The organism is Streptococcus hepaticus (genome assembly GCF_043656315.1).
Lineage (GTDB): Bacteria > Bacillota > Bacilli > Lactobacillales > Streptococcaceae > Streptococcus > Streptococcus hepaticus.
This window is the reverse complement of the sequence record NZ_JBINIY010000006.1, coordinates 91,711-111,145: the sequence shown is the minus strand read 5'-3', so window position 1 is coordinate 111,145 and position 19,435 is coordinate 91,711. Positions and strand designations below refer to the sequence as shown.

18 protein-coding genes are annotated in these 19,435 nt (G+C 41.6%); 14 read left to right on the top strand and 4 right to left on the bottom strand.

Going from position 1 to position 19,435, the window contains the following annotated elements:
- The first annotated feature begins 147 nt into the window (after positions 1 to 147).
- The 8 genes from ACHUFA_RS06755 to ftsY all read left to right on the top strand — a co-directional run bounded on the left by ACHUFA_RS06755 (position 148) and on the right by ftsY (position 10,696).
- Positions 148 to 1,395, top strand: coding sequence for an MFS transporter (locus ACHUFA_RS06755; RefSeq protein ID WP_222348000.1), 1,248 nt, complete (start codon positions 148 to 150; stop codon positions 1,393 to 1,395).
- Between the two features lie 33 nt (positions 1,396 to 1,428).
- Positions 1,429 to 2,463, top strand: a complete 1,035-nt coding sequence (locus tag ACHUFA_RS06750) for an ArsR family transcriptional regulator (RefSeq protein WP_222348002.1) — start codon at positions 1,429 to 1,431, stop codon at positions 2,461 to 2,463.
- A 216-nt stretch (positions 2,464 to 2,679) separates the two neighbouring features.
- A complete protein-coding gene (gene rnc / locus ACHUFA_RS06745) occupies positions 2,680 to 3,366 on the top strand; it encodes a ribonuclease III (protein ID WP_222348004.1) in 687 nt (228 codons plus the stop codon).
- A complete protein-coding gene (gene smc, locus ACHUFA_RS06740; RefSeq protein WP_394405265.1) occupies positions 3,366 to 6,899 on the top strand; it encodes a chromosome segregation protein SMC in 3,534 nt (1,177 codons plus the stop codon). The genes rnc and smc overlap by 1 nt, the downstream gene beginning before the upstream one ends.
- A 1-nt stretch (position 6,900) precedes the next feature.
- Positions 6,901 to 7,707 (top strand): Cof-type HAD-IIB family hydrolase, encoded by an 807-nt coding sequence (locus ACHUFA_RS06735; protein WP_394405264.1) that lies wholly within the window; start codon positions 6,901 to 6,903, stop codon positions 7,705 to 7,707.
- Entirely contained in the window at positions 7,697 to 8,506 is an 810-nt protein-coding gene (locus ACHUFA_RS06730; protein WP_222348014.1) for an HAD family hydrolase, read from the top strand. The genes ACHUFA_RS06735 and ACHUFA_RS06730 overlap by 11 nt, the downstream gene beginning before the upstream one ends.
- Positions 8,491 to 9,303: a Cof-type HAD-IIB family hydrolase gene (locus ACHUFA_RS06725; protein WP_394405263.1), complete on the top strand. Its 813-nt coding sequence runs from the start codon at positions 8,491 to 8,493 to the stop codon at positions 9,301 to 9,303. Before ACHUFA_RS06730 ends, ACHUFA_RS06725 begins: the two co-directional genes overlap by 16 nt.
- Position 9,304: 1 nt before the next feature.
- Positions 9,305 to 10,696: a signal recognition particle-docking protein FtsY gene (ftsY, locus tag ACHUFA_RS06720; protein ID WP_394405262.1), complete on the top strand. Its 1,392-nt coding sequence runs from the start codon at positions 9,305 to 9,307 to the stop codon at positions 10,694 to 10,696.
- Positions 10,697 to 10,737: 41 nt separating this feature from the next.
- On the opposite strand, the gene zwf is transcribed toward ftsY, so the two are convergent.
- The 4 genes from zwf to ACHUFA_RS06700 all read right to left on the bottom strand — a co-directional run bounded on the left by zwf (position 10,738) and on the right by ACHUFA_RS06700 (position 14,152).
- Positions 10,738 to 12,222: a glucose-6-phosphate dehydrogenase gene (zwf, locus tag ACHUFA_RS06715; protein WP_394405261.1), complete on the bottom strand. Its 1,485-nt coding sequence runs from the start codon at positions 12,220 to 12,222 to the stop codon at positions 10,738 to 10,740.
- Between the two features lie 77 nt (positions 12,223 to 12,299).
- Positions 12,300 to 13,115 (bottom strand): TIGR03943 family putative permease subunit, encoded by an 816-nt coding sequence (locus ACHUFA_RS06710; RefSeq protein WP_394405260.1) that lies wholly within the window; start codon positions 13,113 to 13,115, stop codon positions 12,300 to 12,302.
- The gene (locus ACHUFA_RS06705; RefSeq protein WP_394405259.1) at positions 13,116 to 14,018 is read right to left on the bottom strand and encodes a permease; all 903 of its coding nucleotides are present in this window, start codon (positions 14,016 to 14,018) and stop codon (positions 13,116 to 13,118) included.
- Positions 14,018 to 14,152 (bottom strand): SPJ_0845 family protein, encoded by a 135-nt coding sequence (locus ACHUFA_RS06700; RefSeq protein WP_318530387.1) that lies wholly within the window; start codon positions 14,150 to 14,152, stop codon positions 14,018 to 14,020. The genes ACHUFA_RS06705 and ACHUFA_RS06700 overlap by 1 nt, the downstream gene beginning before the upstream one ends.
- A gap of 112 nt (positions 14,153 to 14,264) precedes the next feature.
- Here ACHUFA_RS06700 and ligA point away from each other — a divergent pair, with 112 nt between their 5' ends.
- From ligA to ACHUFA_RS06670, 6 genes are all read left to right on the top strand, one after another.
- Positions 14,265 to 16,223, top strand: coding sequence for an NAD-dependent DNA ligase LigA (ligA, locus tag ACHUFA_RS06695; RefSeq protein ID WP_222348024.1), 1,959 nt, complete (start codon positions 14,265 to 14,267; stop codon positions 16,221 to 16,223).
- A 9-nt stretch (positions 16,224 to 16,232) separates the two neighbouring features.
- Positions 16,233 to 17,273: a diacylglycerol kinase family lipid kinase gene (locus tag ACHUFA_RS06690; protein WP_222348026.1), complete on the top strand. Its 1,041-nt coding sequence runs from the start codon at positions 16,233 to 16,235 to the stop codon at positions 17,271 to 17,273.
- Between the two features lie 141 nt (positions 17,274 to 17,414).
- Entirely contained in the window at positions 17,415 to 17,618 is a 204-nt protein-coding gene (locus ACHUFA_RS06685) for a F0F1 ATP synthase subunit C (RefSeq protein WP_222348028.1), read from the top strand.
- A gap of 32 nt (positions 17,619 to 17,650) precedes the next feature.
- The gene (gene atpB, locus ACHUFA_RS06680) at positions 17,651 to 18,361 is read left to right on the top strand and encodes a F0F1 ATP synthase subunit A (RefSeq protein ID WP_394405258.1); all 711 of its coding nucleotides are present in this window, start codon (positions 17,651 to 17,653) and stop codon (positions 18,359 to 18,361) included.
- Positions 18,362 to 18,381: 20 nt separating this feature from the next.
- The gene (gene atpF / locus ACHUFA_RS06675; RefSeq protein ID WP_222348032.1) at positions 18,382 to 18,882 is read left to right on the top strand and encodes a F0F1 ATP synthase subunit B; all 501 of its coding nucleotides are present in this window, start codon (positions 18,382 to 18,384) and stop codon (positions 18,880 to 18,882) included.
- Positions 18,882 to 19,415 (top strand): F0F1 ATP synthase subunit delta, encoded by a 534-nt coding sequence (locus tag ACHUFA_RS06670; RefSeq protein ID WP_394405257.1) that lies wholly within the window; start codon positions 18,882 to 18,884, stop codon positions 19,413 to 19,415. Before atpF ends, ACHUFA_RS06670 begins: the two co-directional genes overlap by 1 nt.
- The last annotated feature ends 20 nt before the right edge of the window (positions 19,416 to 19,435 follow it).

Sequence of the window (19,435 nt, the reverse complement as noted above, 5' to 3'; positions counted from 1 at the left end):
GATACACAAATATACTTTTGAAAAAATGTGTTTTAATTTTTATTTAACAAAAATATTAAAATTAATCATTGACTTAAATTAAAAATGCTGTATAATGTTTTTATAAATTAAGCAAATACTTAAAATGTTAGATGAAAGAGGTTGGAAATGAAAAGTGTACTTAAGAATAAGTTGTATCTAGCAACTTTTACTGCAGACATGATTTCGAATTTTGGGGACTCGCTCTATTATTTAGCTTTGATGAATTATGTTTTACTGTTACCAAATCCAAGTTTAGGTATCAGCTTAGTAACCTCATCAGAGTCGCTTCCATTGTTAACGCGGTTTCTCATGGGGATGCTGGCAGATAAGACGGAGAAGAAAATTCAAACTATCTTAGGAACTCAGCTTTTCCGAGCAGTTTTATATGTCATCGTCGGTCTATCAATGGGATTTACTCCGGCTTTGTGGATTGTCATTGTGGCAGTGGTGGCTAATCTGTTTGCGGATATTTCGGGGCAGTATGAGTCTTACTTGTTTACTCCGCTTAGTCTACGCATTGTATTAGATGAAGATCGTGAAGGGGCTATGGCTTTTCGTCAAGCTGCGGGTTCTATTTTGCAAATTGGTTTTCAAGCTAGTGGGGCGATGTTAATTGGCTTGATGACCTATCAACATTTAGCGTTTTTCAACGCAGGAACATTTGTAATTTGTGTTTTGATTACTCTTGGCATTCGTCCAGCCTTGAATAAATTATTGCAAGACAATCCTCTGAAGATAACTCAACAAGAAGAGGCTGCCAAAGGTTTAGTTGACAACTTGCGCCGCTCTCTTAAGGATACCTTGACTACAATTAAAAATGTGCCGGTCCTTCAATCTAGTGTCTTTGTCATCATGGGAATTAATGCCGTTGGATCGACCTTGGATATCTTGGTGTTGGCAACGATTAAAGATTTTAGCGACTTTATTTTCATCAATCCGTCAGCCACTATTGCAACGATTTCAATTATCTTTCTTGTGGGAAATATTTTGGGCTCTCTCTTGTGTACAAGTCTTTTCAAACATTTTGAAATTCTACCAATGCTTAATATGACCTTGGTTTTATTAGTAGTATTTTTCACTGCCTTGTTTTTCCATCAATTTTATGTTGCAGTTCTGGTTATATTTCCGGCGGCCTTTGTCTTAGGTGGGGGAAATCCAAAATTTGCGGCCTTGATGTATCGTGTCATTCCTGAAGAAAAATTGGCAACAGTTGGCTCTGGCATTGACACAGTTTTGACCATGGGAATGGTGATTAGTAAGACAGTTTTATCTGGACTTGTCTTGGTGCTCACTGCCCAACAGATTTCCTTGCTCTATCTCTTGCTTTCTGTAGGACTTTTGGCGTATACTATTAAAAACACAGCAAAAAGTTAAATAATCATTGAAATTTGAGAAAAGGAGTCTATGATGACCTACCATTATCAAGCTATTCGGAGCGAAATTTTTGAGAAGACTATGCTTCCAACTCTGTCTTATGCACCTGAGGATAGGGAGTGGGATTTTACTCAGAAGGAGTCTTCTATTTTAGCTGATGATTTTGCAATCTTGGATGAACTTTATCAACTTTTTCTTCCTTATCAAGGGGAGTTGCGTACCTATCATTTTATGGGGGAAGGCATCGGTATTCTGACGACTGCCTATCTTTACCTGTTAAATCAAGGACATGACCCACAGAGCATGGAAGATTTCCATGAGTTGGTGCTGGCTATGACGGAGGAAGATATTGACTATTGCCTGCGCTTTATGCTTAGAGGAAGTGGTGTCAGCGAGGACTTGGGCAAGTCATTTTTAGAATTACTGGAAGAAGTGCCTTGGAAACCAGAAACTAAATGGCGATTTTTGATTTACACACAAGCTCCATTGGAAAATCTTAGAAAAACGGTGAACTTATCGCGCGAATTACAGCCTTTGTATCAGCCTTATTTTGAAAAAGCTGCAGCCGAGCGCCAGTTTTTTGCCAATCATCTTTCGATGGATAAGTTATTTGCAGAGGCGGATGTTCTCAAGGCGATTCAGCATGAGCAGTTGCAAACAGATGCGCAGCTGATCATTTTAAGTTCTTGGTTTATCCGTCTTATGCTGATTCCTATTGATGAGTTTTCAGAGGGGTTCAAAACTTTTGTGGTGCTTTCTTGTAAGATAGACCAAGTCCTGTTGTCGCATAGGGAATTGGACGAGGATAATTTTAATTCAGTATTGAAAAGTTTGAGCGATTTGACCCGCTACAAGGTTCTAGTAGCCTTGACTCAGCCCCATGTCAAGGGGAAAGATATTGCGGCAGAACTGGGAATTAGCAGCGCGGCCGTTTCCTTTCATCGGCAAAAACTCATGAACGCTATGCTTTTAATGGTTAACGATAGTGATAAGGCTGTTAAATATGATGCCAATAAGGATTTGCTGCGTTCAGTCATTGAAAAGTTGAAAGTAGATTTTTCTCTTTGAGACAGAACATAGTACACGACTTCGATCGTGTTTTTTTACTGATCAAATAAAGGAAGTGAGGCAGATTTGTGGTATAATAAAGAGACTGACAGCATGGCTGTCGGGCGAAACTTTTCAGGAAAAAGCATGTGTTTACGAGTTAGTGCTACTTAGTGCTAGCTAGCTTGTTTTTGCCTAAAAAGTTGTACATGTCCTCGTCTGAATAAAGGAGTTTTTATGGAAAACTTACGAGAAAATTTAGCAAAGAATTTTGGGATTCATGTCCAAGATTTGAGTCTTTTTGAGACAGCTTTTACCCACACCTCTTACGCAAATGAGCACCGCCTTCTAAAAATTTCACATAATGAACGCTTGGAATTTTTAGGAGACGCTGTTCTACAACTGATCATATCTCAATACCTGTACAAACGGTATCCGCAAAAGCCAGAGGGCGAAATGTCCAAAATGCGCTCTAGCTTTGTGCGTGAGGAAAGTTTGGCAGGCTTTTCGCGTTCTTGTGGCTTTGATACCTACCTTCTCTTGGGAAAAGGGGAGGAAAAATCAGGTGGTCGCAATCGTGAAACCATTTTAGGGGATGCCTTTGAAGCATTTTTAGGTGCCCTTCTTTTGGATCAAGGTGTTGAAGTAGTGGAAAAATTCCTCTACCAAGTCATGATTCCCCATCTTGAAAATGGGACTTTTGAGCGTGTCACAGACTATAAGACTATTTTGCAGGAATTATTGCAGGTTAACGGCGAGATTGATATTGTCTACAAAGTTGTTACGGAGACAGGACCTGCTCATGAAAAGACCTTTGAAGTGGAAGTTTCTGCAGATCATCAGGTCATCGGTCACGGTAGCGGACGCTCTAAAAAATTGGCAGAGCAAGCTGCCGCTAAGAATGCTGTGGAGGCTCGTTCTTAATGTATTTGAAATCAATTGAAATGCAGGGATTTAAGTCCTTTGCTGACAAGACCAAGGTGGTTTTTGACCAAGGTGTTACAGCTGTTGTAGGTCCAAATGGCTCGGGTAAATCAAACATCACAGAGAGTCTGCGTTGGGCCTTGGGCGAATCATCTGCTAAGAGTCTTCGTGGTGGAAAAATGCCTGATGTCATCTTTGCTGGTACCCAAAATCGTAAGCCACTGAACTATGCTTCTGTAGCAGTAACTTTGGATAATAGCAAGGGCTTCATTGCCAATCGTTCCAAGGAAATCAAAGTAGAACGTCATATTTATCGCTCAGGAGATAGTGAATATCTGATTGATGGGCAAAAGGTAAGGTTGCGCGATATTCATGATCTCTTTATGGATACAGGTTTAGGGCGTGATTCTTTCTCGATTATTTCCCAAGGTCGAGTGGAAGCGATTTTCAACTCCAAGCCAGAGGAACGTCGTGCTATTTTTGAAGAAGCGGCGGGTGTCTTGAAATACAAGACGCGCAAGAAAGAAACAGAAACAAAATTAGCGCAGACGCAGGATAATTTGGATCGTTTAGAAGATATTATCTATGAATTAGATAACCAGGTGAAGCCATTGGAAAAACAAGCTCAGATTGCCAAGCGGTTTCTAGACTTAGACGGGAAGCGTAGTGAACTCTACTTGGATGTTTTGGTAGAGCAAATTCGTCGTGGTCGTGCTGATTTAACCGAAAAAGAAGAAAAATTGGCGGCGATAAAGGCTGAGTTGGCTGAATACTATGCCCAGCGTGATCAATTGGAACAGGAAAATCAAGCGCTCAAAGGGAAACGCCATCAGTTGTCGGAAACCATTAATCAGCAACAGGTCAGCCTCTTAGATGTGACCCGCTTAGTCAGCGATTTGGAGCGGAAAATTGAAGTTCACAAGCTAGAATCAAGCCAAAATGAGTCTAGCAAACAAGATGCTCAAGCACGTTTGGATAATTTGTCGGAAAAACTGGCAACATTACGCCAAGAGGTGATAGAAAAGCAGTCGCAGGAAGTGATTTTGGAAAAAGACTTGCAGGTTGTGAGAGAAAAGTTGGTTCAAGTTTCGCAAGAAATTGCTCATTTTTCAGAAGACCCAGACCAAGTGATCGAGCATTTGCGGGAACAATTTGTCAAGGTCATGCAGACCGAAGCGGACAAATCCAATGCCTTAACCAAGCTGGAGCAGGACATTGCCAATCAAATTCACCAGTCTGAGAGTCAGTCTCAGGAGTTAGCCAAATTAGAAGAGGATAGACGGACGACTGAGCAGGCCTTGCAGGAGAGTCAGCGTCATGTGACGGAAGCGGAAGATAATCTCAAGTCACTTTTGGCAAACTATGAAGCTTGTCGCAGAGAAGTAGCTGAAGCAGAAAATCGTTACCAGCAGGAGCAAGCAAGGATGTTTGACTTGCTGGATCAGGTTAAAGCAAAACGTGCTCGCCAAACGAGTTTGGAAGCTATTTTGAAAAATCACTCAAACTTCTATGCGGGTGTCAAGGCAGTCTTACAGGCTAAGGACCAACTTAGCGGGATTATCGGAGCTGTCAGTGAGAATCTGACCTTTGATACTCAGTACCAAATGGCCTTGGAAATTGCTCTTGGTGGTGCTAGTCAGAATATCATTGTAGAAGATGAAGCGACAGCTAAAGATGCTATTTCTTTCCTTAAGAGGAATCGTCAAGGGCGGGCGACCTTCCTACCTTTGACCACTATTAAGCCACGTCACATGACGGCTCAGTCTTTGCAGGCTTTGGAAGCGATAGCGGGTTATTTAGGGACGGCGGCAGATTTGGTGACTTACCAACCTCGTTTGGCAACAATTTTCCAGAATTTATTGGGAGCGGTAGCAATTTTTGATACCATTGACCATGCCAATGAAGCTGCGCGTGCAACACGCTTTCAGGTTAGAATTGTGACCTTGGATGGCTCAGAGATTCGTCCCGGCGGAGCTTTCGCAGGTGGTGCCAATCGTAATCAGAATACCACTTTTATCAAGCCAGAACTAGATGAGTTAGTGTCGGAAATTGACAGTTTATCCACTGAACTTCGCCGTCAAGAAATGGCGGTGGCAGATGTAAAAGAGAATTTGGATGAACTACGCAACCGCTTAGAAACTATCAAATCAGAGGGCGAAGAAGCTCGTCTAACTGAACAAAAAGTACGTATTTCTCACGAGCAAATTCAAGAGCGCATGTCAGATTTAGATCGCCTTTATAACTTGCAAGTTGGACAAATTTCCGGTGGAAATCTGACTGAAATGCAGAGCTTGCAAACTCAAATCCAGGCTGATTTGGCTGATTTGGCACAAAAGAAATTGGACCTCAACCAACAAATCGATGAGGTCAAGAACAACCGTGATGCCATTCAAGAGCAATTGCAAAGCTTACAAGCTAGCCAGTCTCAGTTGAGGGTCGAAGAAAATCAACTGGCAGGTGAAATTCGTTTTACTCAAATGGAAGCCAAACGTTTGCGTGACGAGATTACAAGTGCTGAGCAGGAGACCTCCCTCTTACAAGCAGTGATTGACCAAAAAATGGAAGCCTTGGATGATACAAATTTGGAGGTCTTGGAAGAACAGTTGGTTCAAGCCCAGACCAAAAAAGAAGAAATTAGCCAAGCTCTTGTTCGTTTTAAATTTGAAATGGACGATATTGAAGGCCAATTAGATGACTTGGAAGGGCGCTTGGAGCAGGCTCGACTAAAAAATGATGACTTTATTCGCAGCCAGGCTAAGTTAGAGGCGGATGTAGAGCAAGTCGGACAAAAATTGCGTGGTCTCGTTTTGAACTTGACAGAGAACTTCAAGATGAGTTTTGATGAAGCCAGTCAGACAGCTAAGCAGTTGGAAGATTTGGTCCGTGCAGAAAAAGAATTGAAAGACTTAGAGAGAGCTATCCGCGCCTTGGGACCAGTCAATTTAGATGCCATTGAGCAATATGATGAAGTTCACAGTCGTTTGGAATTTTTATCTAGTCAGCGTGAAGATGTCTTGTCTGCGCGTGATTTGCTTTTGGCGACCATCAATGACATGGACGATGAAGTCAAGGAGCGTTTCAAAGTGACCTTTGATGCTATTCGTGAGTCCTTCCAGCTGACCTTCAAGCAGATGTTTGGTGGCGGTTCGGCGGATTTGATCTTGACTTCTAGTGATCTGTTGACAGCAGGTGTAGAGATTTCTGTTCAGCCTCCTGGCAAGAAAATTCAGTCTCTCAATCTGATGTCTGGTGGGGAGAAGGCTCTCTCGGCTTTGGCTCTGCTATTTTCGATTATCCGTGTCAAGACGATTCCATTTGTGATTTTGGATGAAGTTGAAGCAGCCTTGGATGAAGCCAATGTCAAGCGTTTTGGGGACTATCTCAATCGTTTTGATAAGTCAAGTCAATTTATCGTTGTGACCCACCGTAAGGGAACAATGGCAGCTGCAGATGCGATTTACGGAGTAACTATGCAAGAATCAGGTGTCTCTAAAATCGTTTCTGTTAAACTAAAAGATGTAGAAAAATTATAAGATGAAAAAAATTCTAGCAAGTGATATGGACGGTACTTTCTTGAAATCCGACCATACTTTTGACAAGGAGTCCTTCCGTGTATTTTTAGACAGCTGCAAAGAAAAAAATATCCTCTTTGTAGCAGCCAGCGGTCGTCCTCTGCTTAGTTTGGAGAAATTATTTGCCGGTTTTGAAGAAGATATGGCCTTTGTAGCAGAAAATGGTTCAATTATTTCCTACCAAGGTCAGATTATTTTTGAGGATCAGCCGATTCCTCAAGAAACCTATCTTGACATTGTGAGAGGAATTGAAGAGGGGCCCTATGGAAGTCAAGGTTTAACAGTCTTGTCTGGTCGCAAAGGGGCCTATATGCTGAAAGAAAGCCATCCAGAATATTTTAAATTGATTTCTCAGTTTTATATCAATACCCAACGTGTGGCTTCTTTTGATGAAGTGACGGAACCCATTGTCAAAATGGTAGCTGCTTTTCCAGATGAAGATATGGCTCAAGCACAAGCTTGGCTCAATCAAACATTTCCGGAAGTTGTCGCTGTCACGACAGGTGGAGATTCAGTGGATATTATCTTATCTGGTATCCATAAAGCAGTTGGTTTGCAAAAATTATGTGATTATCTTGGAACAACTGCGAAGCAGGTTGTTGCTTTCGGAGATAATCAAAACGACCTAGAAATGCTAGACTTTGCAGGATTGGCTATTGCGACTGAAAATGCAAAAGAAGAAGTGAAATTACGGGCAGATTGCATTATCGGCCATTGTGACGATGGTGCTGTTCTGACATTTATGAAGGAGTATGTAAATGAGTATTAAACTAATTGCAACAGACCTAGACGGGACTTTTTTGGACGATCACAGCCAGTTTGACCGCGATCGTTTAGCCAAAGTATTACCTGCTCTTCGTGAAAAAGGCATTCAGTTTGTTGCAGCTAGCGGACGCGCCATTGCTTCGCTGGAAAAAGAATTTGCTGGTTTTGAAGACCAGATGATTTTCTTGGGGGAAAACGGGACAGTCGTTCGTTCAAAAGATAAGATTTACTATGAAGAAATTATGTCGCGGGACCTTTATCTTACGATTATTCAGAAAATTATTGATAGCCATTTTCAAAATGTAGACACCATTCATGCTTCTGGTAAGAAAGGAGCTTATGCTCTGAAAACGATTGGACCCGAATATTTAGCTTTTATGGAACACTATTATCCACAATTAATGCTAGTAGATGATTTTGAAAATATTGATGACGAGATTTATAAGGTTGGTGCTAATTTTGTTCCAGAAGAGCTAAAAGCAGCCGCTGAGTGGATTACAGAGACCATTCCAGGGGTAGTTTCTGTGACCAGTGGTTTTGAATGTTTAGATGTCATGTTGGATCATGTGGATAAGGGAAATGGCTTGTCCCACTTGTGTGATGCCTTAGGAATTTCCGCAGATCAGGTGTTAGCTTTTGGTGATAATTTCAATGATGTGGGGATGCTTCAGTTTGCAGGTACAGCTGTTGTTCCTGAAAATGCACATCCAGAAATCAAAGCACTAGCTGATGAGATTATTGGAGATCATGATACTGGGGCTGTTATGGCCTATATGGAGGAAATAGCATGTCAATCAAATTAATTGCTCTAGATTTAGATGGTACACTTTTAAATAGTCAGAAACAAATTTCTTCTGCTAACAAAAAAGCTCTAAAAAAAGCGAGCCAAGCAGGTGTTAAGGTCGTTATTACGACTGGTCGTCCCCTACCTGCTGTAGAAGGATTTTTGAAGGAATTAGACCTTATCGGTGACGACCAATACTCTTTAACCTTTAATGGAGGTCTCATTCAGACCAATACTGGAAAAATCATTGACCAGATTGGCTTTGGGATGGAAGAAGTGGTGAAATTGCGTCAGATTACACAGGAATTAGACCTGCCACTGGACGTTATTTGTGGTGGTGAGGTCTATGTTTTACCGTCAGCAATTGAGTCTCTCTATCCAAGTCTCAACAATCTTTTGAATTTTCTACCGACACCATTTGAAAATCTTCCAAAAGATATTTTCTTCAATAAAGCAGTTTCAGCTGCCAGTGCTGAATACCTAGACCAACGCATTCCAACAATTCCTGTAGCATTGTATGACCAGTTTGAAATTTTCAAATCGCGTGACATTCTTTTGGAATGGAGTCCAAGGGGGGTCCACAAGGCAAGTGGTCTCGAAAAACTCATTGCCCATCTAGGCTTGACAACTGAGGAAGTGATGACTTGTGGCGATGAGGAAAATGACCTGTCTATGATTGAATGGGCAGGCTTAGGAGTCTGCATGGCAAATGGTTCGGATAAGGTCAAGGCGCTTGCAAATGTTGTTACCCCCATGACCAACGATGAAGATGCCGTTGCTTGGGCTGTCAACAAATATGTATTAAGCGAGGAATAGTATGGGATTATTTGATCGACTATTTGGTCGGAAAAAAGAAGAGAAAGAAGAAGTAGCTTCTCAGGAAAGTTCAGAAGTCATTGTTGACGACCTATCAGAAGATGAAGCAGAGAGTTCAAATCAGGCTTCTCCTTTAGAAGAAGAACTCCTTCAAACATCTGAGAAGGAAGCTGAGGCAGAATTGTCAGAACAAGAAATGATTGTTCGAGGCTCGGAAGAAGTGGTCACAAAGATACCAACTGAGATTTTAGAGGAACAGCCTGAGACAAGTCATCCTGAAGAAATGAATGAACAAGAAGTTTCAGAAACACCACAAGGCTCTGATGCCATAGCTGCCTATTATGCTGCCAAGGAAGCAGCGGCGCAACGAGTTGCGCAAGCTGCTGAAACGGATGAGCGTGTTGCTATTCAAACCAAATCAGAAGCTGGACTTGTCGAGCCTCCGACAGAAGCAGCAGTCCAAACCGAAACTCAAGAAGAAAAATACAGCCGTAGTCTCAAAAAAACGCGGACTGGTTTCGGTGCCAAACTCAACGAATTTTTTGCTAATTTCCGTACGGTGGATGAGGATTTCTTTGAAGAATTGGAAGAATTGCTCATTTTATCAGATGTTGGGGTCAAGGTAGCATCTACCTTGACAGAGGATCTTCGCTATGAAGCCAAGTTAGAAAATGCTAAGTCATCAGCGGATTTGCGCCGTGTTGTGATTGAAAAATTAGTAGATATCTACGAAAAAGATGGTTTTGATAATGAAAAAATCAACCTGCAAAATGGGTTGACAGTCATGCTTTTTGTCGGTGTAAACGGCGTCGGGAAAACGACTTCTATTGGTAAATTAGCCTACAAATACAAGCAGGCTGGTAAAAAGGTGATGTTGGTAGCAGCGGATACCTTCCGTGCAGGAGCAGTTGCCCAGTTAGCTGAATGGGGACGTCGTGTAGATGTACCAGTTGTGATAGGCCCAGAAAAATCAGACCCAGCTAGTGTTGTCTTTGATGGGATGGAACGTGCGGTGGCAGAAGGTATCGATATTCTGATGATTGATACGGCAGGTCGCTTGCAGAACAAGGATAATCTCATGGCCGAACTTGAAAAAATTGGTCGGATTATTAAGCGCGTTGTTCCTGAAGCGCCACATGAAACTCTCCTAGCAGTAGACGCATCAACTGGACAAAATGCTCTTAGTCAAGCGAAAGAATTTTCAAAGATCACTCCACTGACAGGATTGGTTTTGACCAAGATTGACGGAACTGCTCGTGGTGGTGTCGTTTTAGCTGTCCGCGAAGAATTAGATATTCCAGTAAAATTCATTGGTTTTGGTGAAAAAATGGATGACATTGGAGAATTCCGTTCGGAAGACTTCATGAAAGGTCTTTTAGAGGGTTTAATTTAAGAACGTAAAAAACGATTGGAAGTCCAATCGTTTTTTGTATGTTATAAGAGCCCACGTTCACGGTACCAAGTATCTGGTTTCCAGTGCCAGTTAGTTCCATAACCTTCCAGAAGATCAAAGGCGGCTTGTGGCCCCATACTACCAGCCGGGTAGAGGTGGAGTGGGACTTGATTTTCTTGCCAAATGCGGACCACTTGGTCAATAACAGTCCAACTTGCCTTAACTTCTTCCCAATGACTAAAGTTAGTGGAATCGCCATTTAGGACATCAAAGAAGAGTTTCTCATAAGCCTCAGGTGAGTTTCCAAGTGCATCGGCATTGTGACGGAAGCTCAATTTGGCAGGCGTCAGTGAGAAGGTCGCACCAACTTCTTTGCCATTGATAAATAGGGAGAAACCTTCAGTTGGCTGAATGTAAATGGTCAGGATATTTTGCTCAGCGTGTTGTCCAAAAATATCAGCTGCTTTCTTAAAGAGAATGGTGACACGCGTTCCTTTTTCGGTCAAGCGTTTCCCGGTTCGGAAGAAGAATGGGACGTCACGGAAGCGGTCTGTATCCACGAAGAAAACGCCCCCTGCGAAAGTCTCTGTCTGTGAATTCTCTGCAATATTGGGTTCATCAAGGTAAGCAGCGTAGGTATGACCGTCGATTTGTCCATCTGAATACTGTCCACGGATGAAATTGCGCTTGATTTCTTCATCAGTTTGTTTCTTGAGATTCTGGAAGACCTTGATTTTTTCAGCGCGGACATCTGCTTCATTGAAACTTTTTGGTGTATCCATAGCCAAGATAGACAAAACCTGAAGAGCATGGTTCTGAATCATGTCTTTCAGAGCACCAGAGTGGTCATAGTAACCACCGCGGTCTTCTACACCGATAGATTCTGCGAAACTAATCTGGACATTATCAATAAAATCGCGGTTCCAGATATGTTCAAAAATGATATTGGCAAAGCGGACAGCAAAGATATTTTGCACCATTTCCTTACCTAAGTAGTGGTCAATGCGGTAAATTTGGTCTTCTTCAAATGTTTCAGACAATTCAGCATTGAGCTTTTCAGCAGTAGCCAAGCTTGTTCCAAAAGGTTTCTCAATAATGAGACGCTCAAATCCTTTGCCGTTGACAATTTCTTCGGACTTAAGGTGTTTGGCAATAGTTCCGAAAAATTCAGGAGCCATTGATAAGAAGAAGACTTTGTTGTCCTGGGTTTGGTACTGGTCGCCTAATTTAGTCTGCAATTCACGAAGGGCAACATAGTGCTCTGTATCATTGACATCGTGGCTTTGGTAGTAGAAGTGGCTAGCAAATTCATGAGCTTGACGCGGATTATCAGGAAGGTCACCTAAGGATTCGATAACCGTCTGTTCAAAGAATTCCTTGGTCCAAGGGCGACGCGCAGTACCGATAACAGCAAAATTTTCAGCGATATGTCCAGCCTTGTAAAGACGGAAAAGTGACGGGTAGAGTTTGCGCTTGGCAAGGTCTCCACTAGCTCCAAAAATTGTAAATAATACTGGTGTTGTCATAGTTTCATTCCAATTCTAAATGTGTTCTCTTTAGTATACCACAAATTTTCAGAAAATTCACTTTTATTTCGTTTTTCTTAGAAGACGCGGTAGACATAGGGATTTTTTGGTTCTTGGATTTCTTGAATAGAAGTGAGTTCCAAGCTCGGAAGAGATTGCTTCAGTGAGTTATGATAAGTCAGAGTCAGTTTGCCGCTCGCCTTGACCCAAGTATTATCTGCAAAAGTTTGCTGACTACCTGTAGTTAAGAGCCCATAGACCCCCGAATCAGCAATGCAGTGAATGATACCAAAGCGGAAGAGAAATTGTTGGTTAGCATTGTCGGGATCGTTGTAGACAAATCCGGTTAATTCAATTGTTTTCCCAACAAATTCTTCAGGATAGTCATAAATCACTTCCATGACAGCCATGTAATTTTCCTGAGTGATAACAATTTTGTCTTTTTTGATAAATTGGTCAGCTACAGCGCGCATTTCCTTGGTATAGGCAGTCTTGGTAAAGTAGGAAGAGGTGTCAGGCTTCAGGTACTGAACAGAGGTACCCTCTTGGTCTTGTGTACCTGCATCAACTCCCGCAGCCAGTGGGAAGTGATAGCCCTTGGCAGCCACTGTTGCAGAGTCTAGATTGACCGTCGGAAAAGTCCAAGCAATGACAAGTGGCAAGGTTAAGAGAGCGATACTAGCAAATTTTGCAGATTTTTTTGTTAAATGGCTAAGCGTTTCCAGATTTTTCATCCAGACTACCAGTTGCACAATGGCTAAAATGAAAGCCAGAGCCATAGATAAGAATGCTAAATAAGAGTAGTGCAAATTGATATACTGGTCTAATTTCCCAGAAACATAGAGGTACATGGTCATCTCAAAATAGCCAGCTAAAATCATAAATCGTTTCATTTACAAGCCTCCTACTACTAGGCTATAGCCTAAAATGACAATGGAAATAATCAACATGAATTCCACAATAAAGCGATTTTTGAAGTAATGCTTCATCATGAGAAGATTTTTAATGTCAATCATAGGACCAATCACTAAAAATGCCATGACGGGTGCTAGGCCAAAACTGGATAGGAAAGAGGCGCCAATAAAGGCGTCCGCTTCTGAGCAGAGCGAGAGCAAGAAAGCCATAAGCATCATGACTAAGATGGCTGAAAGCGGACTTTGCCCCAAATTTGTCAATAGTCGAGTCGGAACATAGACTTGAACCAGGCTAGCAAAAAGACAGCCAAAGACCAGATAGCGCCCTGTATCAAAAAACTCATCAATGGCGTGTACCAAGGCAAAGCCGACTTTTTTCCAACCTCTATGGTGGTGATGAGCATGTTTTTCTTCTAACTCAATTGATTCTTTGAGGATAGCAGAAGTATCCAAAAATCCTAGAAAAATCCCCAATACAAGAGCAACTAGTACGGAACCCAAGGCTCGCAAAAAAGCAAAGCGGAATGAATTTCCAAAAGCTGTAAAGGTAGAAAAGAGGACGATAGGATTGATGACAGGAGCAGTTGCTAAAAATGGGACAGCCGTGTAGGTCGGTACTTTTTTCTCCAAAAAGCGATGGACAATAGGAACAATCCCACATTCGCAAGAAGGGAAGAAGAAGCCGATAAAAGTCCCGAATAGGATTCGCAAAAATTTATTTCTAGGGAGATAACGATGGACCATTTCTGGTGAAATATAGACCTCGATAAATCCCGATATAATGGCACCAATCAAAACAAAAGGCAGGGCTTCAATCATAATCGAGAGAAAAATGGCTCCCGCCTGTAAGAGACTAGTCGGTAATTGGCTGAACACGTTCATTATTTTTTGTCTTTTTTAGTTGATTTTTCGGTGGTCTTTGGCTCAGGAAATTCAACGTTTTCCAATTTGTCAAAGGACGCAAATTCTTCCAACATTTTTTCTAAATCGTCTTGTTTTTTATAGGTAATGGCCATGTCGGCACCTCCTTTTTATTTTCTATCATTATACCTTTTCTTAGAAAAATTTTCACGAGGAAAGTCGAGTTGTAACAAAGGAAAGTTTGATAAATCGTGATATAATATGTATATGGAAAATCGAATGAATGAACTTGTTGAACGATTAAATCAATACGCAAAAGAATACTATGAATTAGACAATCCTAGCGTTTCTGATGCTGAATACGACAAACTCTACCGTGAGTTAGTTGACTTGGAAACTGCCAATCCTGAGGCTGTTTTGCCCAATAGCCCAACCCATCGTGTCGGTGGGAAAATTTTATCAGGATTTGAGAAATACCAGCACCAGTATCCTCTCTATAGCTTGCAGGATGCTTTTTCGCGTGAGGAACTAGAAGCATTTGATACCCGTGTGCGTAAGGAATTCCCGCATGCGACTTACATCTGTGAGTTGAAAATTGATGGTCTTTCTATCTCTCTAACTTATGAAAATGGTCATCTGGTAGTGGGGGCAACGCGTGGTGATGGTTCTGTCGGAGAAAATATCACAGAAAATCTCAAACGTGTCCAGGATATTCCTCTAACGCTGAGTGCTCCAGAGAATATCACAGTTCGTGGAGAATGCTATATGCCACGTGCTTCTTTTGACCGAGTCAACCAAGCTCGTCAAGAGGCAGGAGAGGCTGAGTTTGCTAATCCCCGAAATGCTGCAGCAGGAACTTTACGCCAACTAGACACGGGAGTGGTTGCCAGTCGTGGTCTCGCTACTTTTCTTTACCAGGTAGCCAGTCCAACTGTAAATGATAGCCAGTCACATGTTTTGCAACATTTGGACGAACTCGGCTTTGTGACCAATCATGAATACCATTTTGCAAAAAGCATTGATGATGTTTGGGAGTTTATTGAGAAGGTAGCAGCTATGCGTGATAGCCTTCCCTATGATATCGATGGCGTAGTCATCAAGGTCAATGATTTGGCTATGCAGGACGAACTTGGCTTTACTGTCAAAGCGCCTCGTTGGGCAGTCGCTTATAAATTTCCAGCAGAGGAAAAACAAGCGCAAATCCTCTCTGTTGACTGGACGGTAGGGCGTACAGGTGTCGTCACTCCGACAGCTAATCTCAGTCCTGTTCAGCTGGCAGGAACGACGGTTAGTCGAGCTACCTTACATAATGTGGACTACATTGCTGAAAAAGACATTCGCATTGGAGATACAGTTATTGTCTATAAAGCAGGTGATATTATTCCAGCAGTTTTGCGAGTGGTAGAAGAGAAGCGGACAGATCAGCTTGTCATAGAGACTCCACAAACTTGTCCATCTTGTGGCAGCCAGCTCCTGCATTATGAAGATGAAGTTGCTCTTCGCTGTATCAATCCAATCTGTTCTGCCCAGATTATGAGCCGTTTGGAACATTTTGCCAGTCGTGATGCTATGAATATCGCTGGACTTGGAAGTTCGATTGTAGAAAAACTCTATAGGGCAGAACTGGTCAAGGATGTAGCGGATATTTATCGTTTGGAAAAATCCGACTTACTGAAAGTAGAGGGGTTCCAAGATAAGTCAGCTGAAAAACTCCATCAGGCTATCCAAATTTCTAAGGAAAATTCAGCAGAACGGCTCTTGTTTGGCTTGGGAATTCGTCATGTTGGTAGCAAGGCAAGTAAGATTTTGCTGGAGAAATTCAGTAATTTAGAAAATTTAGCTCAAACTGGTGCAGAAGAGATTGCCAGCATAGACGGTCTTGGTCAGGTGATTGCCAAGTCGTTGAATAGCTTCTTTTCTTCTGAAGGTGCCCAGCAATTGTTGACAGAACTGAAAGAAGCAGGAGTTAACTTGGCTTATCTAGGGCAAGTAGCTCAGGAAGGAGCAGTCTTGTCAGGGATGACGGTCGTTTTAACAGGAAAATTGGAACGGCTGAAGCGCAGTGAAGCCAAGGCAAAATTAGAGAGCCTGGGAGCCAATGTGGCTGGTTCTGTTTCTAAAAAAACCAGCTTAGTCGTTGCTGGAGCAGACGCAGGTAGCAAATTGGCTAAAGCGCAAGAATTGGGCATCGAAATCAGAGATGAAGCTTGGTTAGAAAGTTTATAAGGTATGAAGATGAGGCAGAGAAAAAGAGCGAGATTGATTTATAATCCAACTTCAGGTCAAGAAATCATGAAGAAAAATGTAGCCGAGGTCCTAGATATATTAGAGGGATTTGGCTATGAAACATCAGCTTTTCAGACGACTCCTGAAAAAGATTCTGCAAAAAATGAGGCCACTCGTGCCGCTAAAGCGGGATTTGACTTGGTCATTGCAGCTGGTGGTGACGGGACTATTAATGAAGTCGTCAACGGCATTGCACCTTTGGAAAAACGACCTAAAATGGCCATTATTCCAACTGGGACAACCAATGATTATGCGCGTGCTTTAAAGGTTCCTCGTAGCAATCCTGTTGCAGCAGCCCGTATGATTGGCAAAAACCAGACCGTTCTGATGGATATTGGTCACGCCCGTACTGTAAAAGATAAACAGCCGTTTGAAAGCTACTTTATCAATATTGCAGCCGCAGGGACCCTGACCGAGTTGACTTATAGCGTGCCTAGTCAGTTGAAAACCATGTTTGGCTATTTGGCTTATGTTGTCAAAGGAGCAGAGCTCTTACCGCGTGTTCAATTTACACCAGTTCGTATTACCCACGATAATGGTGTCTTTGAAGGGAAGACCTCTATGGTATTTGCTGCGCTAACAAACTCAATCGGTGGCTTTGAGCAAATTGTTCCAGATGCTAAGTTGGATGATGGACTTTTCACTCTTATCATTGTTAAGACGGGAAATCTCTTCGAAATCCTTCACTTGATTCGTCAGGTTTTGGATGGTGGCAAGCATGTGGAGAGTGATAAGATTGAATATCTTAAAACTAAGAAAATACAAATTGAGTCTTTGGACAAGAAAAATCGTCTCATGCTGAACTTGGACGGGGAGTATGGAGGTGATGCACCTGTAGAACTTGTCAATCTAACCAATCATATCGAATTTTTTGCTGACACAGATAAGGTTTCAGATGATGCAATCACGATTGACACGATGGATAAAAATATTGAAGATATGGCAAGACATTTTGTGGAAGAAATTTCGCAAATTGAGGATGCTATATAATAGGTAGAGAGTGAGAAAATGGTTTTCATTCTCTTTCTTTCATGGTTTACATAAAACGCTTACATCTCCTGTCTTTCCTTGACAAACGTCATTTTTAGGAGTATGCTAACTAGGTATTAAATTTTAAAGGAGAATTTCAAAATGGATTTGTCTGCATTGGCATTAGGTATGGCTACATTGGGCGTAAGTATCGGTGAAGGTTTGTTGGTTTCAGCATATTTGAACTCAACAGCTCGTCAACCAGAACTGCAAAGTAAATTGCTAACAGGGGTATTCCTCGGAGTAGCCTTTATCGAAGGTACATTCTTCGTTACCTTGGGTATGACCTTCTTGTTCCGTGGCTAATAAGAGCTAAATAAACAGAAGGGGGAACTTCAATGGAAGAGAGTGTAAATCCTACCCTTGACCTTGGACCAGTTAGTTTTGATCTAACACTTGTGTTAGTATCTGCTGTTACAATCGTAACAATCTTTTTCTTGGTATTTTGGGCTAGTCGCAGTATGCAACTCAAGCCTAAGGGAAAGCAAAATGTCTTAGAATTCTTTTATGAACTGGCTGTTAACTTCACTAAGGGAAATCTTGGTGAAAAAGAAGCCAAACATTATAGCTTGTTCTTCTTTACCTTGTTAATCTTCCTCTTGGTTGCTAATAACCTAGGTCTGATGACCAAGATTGAAATCAATGGTTACAATCTATGGATGTCACCAACTGCCAATATGGCTTATGACTTTGGTTTAGCATTTATGGCAGTCATTTTCTGTCATATTGAAGGAATTCGCCGCCGAGGTTTTCTTGGGTATTTGAAAGGTTTTGTAACGCCAGCTGCTATGACACCAATGAATATTTTGGAAGAGGTAACCAATACAGCTTCCTTGGCATTGCGTCTTTACGGTAATATTTTTGCAGGGGAAGTCTTGGTTTCTTTATTGCTTCAAATGGCCAATTATAAACCCTATGCTTATCCAATCGCTTTGTTGTTAAATGTCATTTGGACCGCTTTTTCTGCATTTATTTCTTGCTTGCAAGCATATGTGTATGTCATGTTGGTTTCGATGTATTTGGACAAAAAAATCTCAGGTGAAGGTTAGAAGGAAAGGAAAGATTATTCATGTTTACAGTATTGAATACAGCTGCAGTACTTGGTAACTTTATCTTGGTCACTGCATCATTCTTGATTCTGTTAGTGTTGATCCGTGGCTTTGCTTGGGATGCCATTACAGGAATCTTTGAAAAACGTGCAGAAACAATTGCGAAGGACCTAGATGAAGCTGCTGAAAAAAATCAAACAGCAGAAGAATTAGTAAAACAACGCGAAAAAGAATTGACAGAAGGTCGAATTGAAGCAAAACGCATCGTAGAAGATGCTATTGAACGTGGTAAAATCGAGAAAAAACATTTGGTTGAACAAGCCAATCTCGAAGTAACTACTCTGAAAGAAAAAGCTCAATTAGAAATCGCTGCAGAACAACGTGAAGCACAAGAAGCGCTCCGTGTGCAAGTGGCTCATTTGGCAGTAGACTTGGCTGGAAAAATTATTCTTGAAGATCTTGGGGAGCAAGCACATAGCGATTTGATTGATCGTTATATTGATAAATTGGGAGACAAATAATGGCAGCAAGAGAAGATGCACTTGTGCAAAAAATTGCTCAGACATTTGTTGAACAGGTTTATGATCGAGAAGATATTTGGCATATTTATGATGAAGTAGAACATATTCTTGATATTATCAAGGAAACACGTTTGAGTCGTATTTTGAATTTATCAACCGTTTCTTTGGAAGATAAGGAAGAATTTTTACGGACTCTTCGTCAGTCAGAATATCGTTTTGTCAACGACTTGGTAGAAGTGGTCATTCAAAATGGCCAAGCTGGTTTGCTAAAAGAGATTTTAGAAACTGTCTTATTCAAGATTAGCAAACATAAAAATGCTTTTGATGCTGTCGTGACATCGGTTCAACCCTTGACGGCTGAGCAGAAAGAACGCATTGCTGCCTTGACGGAAAAACGTTTTGACATCCGGGTACGCAATGTTGTCGAACATATTGATCGAGAGATACTTGGTGGCTTTATTGTCAATATTAACCACCATGTTATTGACGCTAGTGTCCGTTCACAATTGAAAGACATTAGAAAGAAACTGTAGAAATAGAAAGTGGTGTTCTT

What these genes read in the sequence shown, in the direction of transcription:
- ACHUFA_RS06755 (WP_222348000.1), top strand. Translation starts at nt 148, where the DNA reads ATGAAAAGTGTACTTAAGAATAAGTTGTATCTAGCAACTTTTACTGCA.
- ACHUFA_RS06750 (WP_222348002.1), top strand. Translation starts at nt 1,429, where the DNA reads ATGACCTACCATTATCAAGCTATTCGGAGCGAAATTTTTGAGAAGACT.
- rnc (WP_222348004.1), top strand. Translation starts at nt 2,680, where the DNA reads ATGGAAAACTTACGAGAAAATTTAGCAAAGAATTTTGGGATTCATGTC.
- smc (WP_394405265.1), top strand. Translation starts at nt 3,366, where the DNA reads ATGTATTTGAAATCAATTGAAATGCAGGGATTTAAGTCCTTTGCTGAC.
- ACHUFA_RS06735 (WP_394405264.1), top strand. Translation starts at nt 6,901, where the DNA reads ATGAAAAAAATTCTAGCAAGTGATATGGACGGTACTTTCTTGAAATCC.
- ACHUFA_RS06730 (WP_222348014.1), top strand. Translation starts at nt 7,697, where the DNA reads ATGAGTATTAAACTAATTGCAACAGACCTAGACGGGACTTTTTTGGAC.
- ACHUFA_RS06725 (WP_394405263.1), top strand. Translation starts at nt 8,491, where the DNA reads ATGTCAATCAAATTAATTGCTCTAGATTTAGATGGTACACTTTTAAAT.
- ftsY (WP_394405262.1), top strand. Translation starts at nt 9,305, where the DNA reads ATGGGATTATTTGATCGACTATTTGGTCGGAAAAAAGAAGAGAAAGAA.
- zwf (WP_394405261.1), bottom strand. Translation starts at nt 12,222, where the DNA reads ATGACAACACCAGTATTATTTACAATTTTTGGAGCTAGTGGAGACCTT.
- ACHUFA_RS06710 (WP_394405260.1), bottom strand. Translation starts at nt 13,115, where the DNA reads ATGAAACGATTTATGATTTTAGCTGGCTATTTTGAGATGACCATGTAC.
- ACHUFA_RS06705 (WP_394405259.1), bottom strand. Translation starts at nt 14,018, where the DNA reads ATGAACGTGTTCAGCCAATTACCGACTAGTCTCTTACAGGCGGGAGCC.
- ACHUFA_RS06700 (WP_318530387.1), bottom strand. Translation starts at nt 14,152, where the DNA reads ATGGCCATTACCTATAAAAAACAAGACGATTTAGAAAAAATGTTGGAA.
- ligA (WP_222348024.1), top strand. Translation starts at nt 14,265, where the DNA reads ATGGAAAATCGAATGAATGAACTTGTTGAACGATTAAATCAATACGCA.
- ACHUFA_RS06690 (WP_222348026.1), top strand. Translation starts at nt 16,233, where the DNA reads ATGAGGCAGAGAAAAAGAGCGAGATTGATTTATAATCCAACTTCAGGT.
- ACHUFA_RS06685 (WP_222348028.1), top strand. Translation starts at nt 17,415, where the DNA reads ATGGATTTGTCTGCATTGGCATTAGGTATGGCTACATTGGGCGTAAGT.
- atpB (WP_394405258.1), top strand. Translation starts at nt 17,651, where the DNA reads ATGGAAGAGAGTGTAAATCCTACCCTTGACCTTGGACCAGTTAGTTTT.
- atpF (WP_222348032.1), top strand. Translation starts at nt 18,382, where the DNA reads ATGTTTACAGTATTGAATACAGCTGCAGTACTTGGTAACTTTATCTTG.
- ACHUFA_RS06670 (WP_394405257.1), top strand. Translation starts at nt 18,882, where the DNA reads ATGGCAGCAAGAGAAGATGCACTTGTGCAAAAAATTGCTCAGACATTT.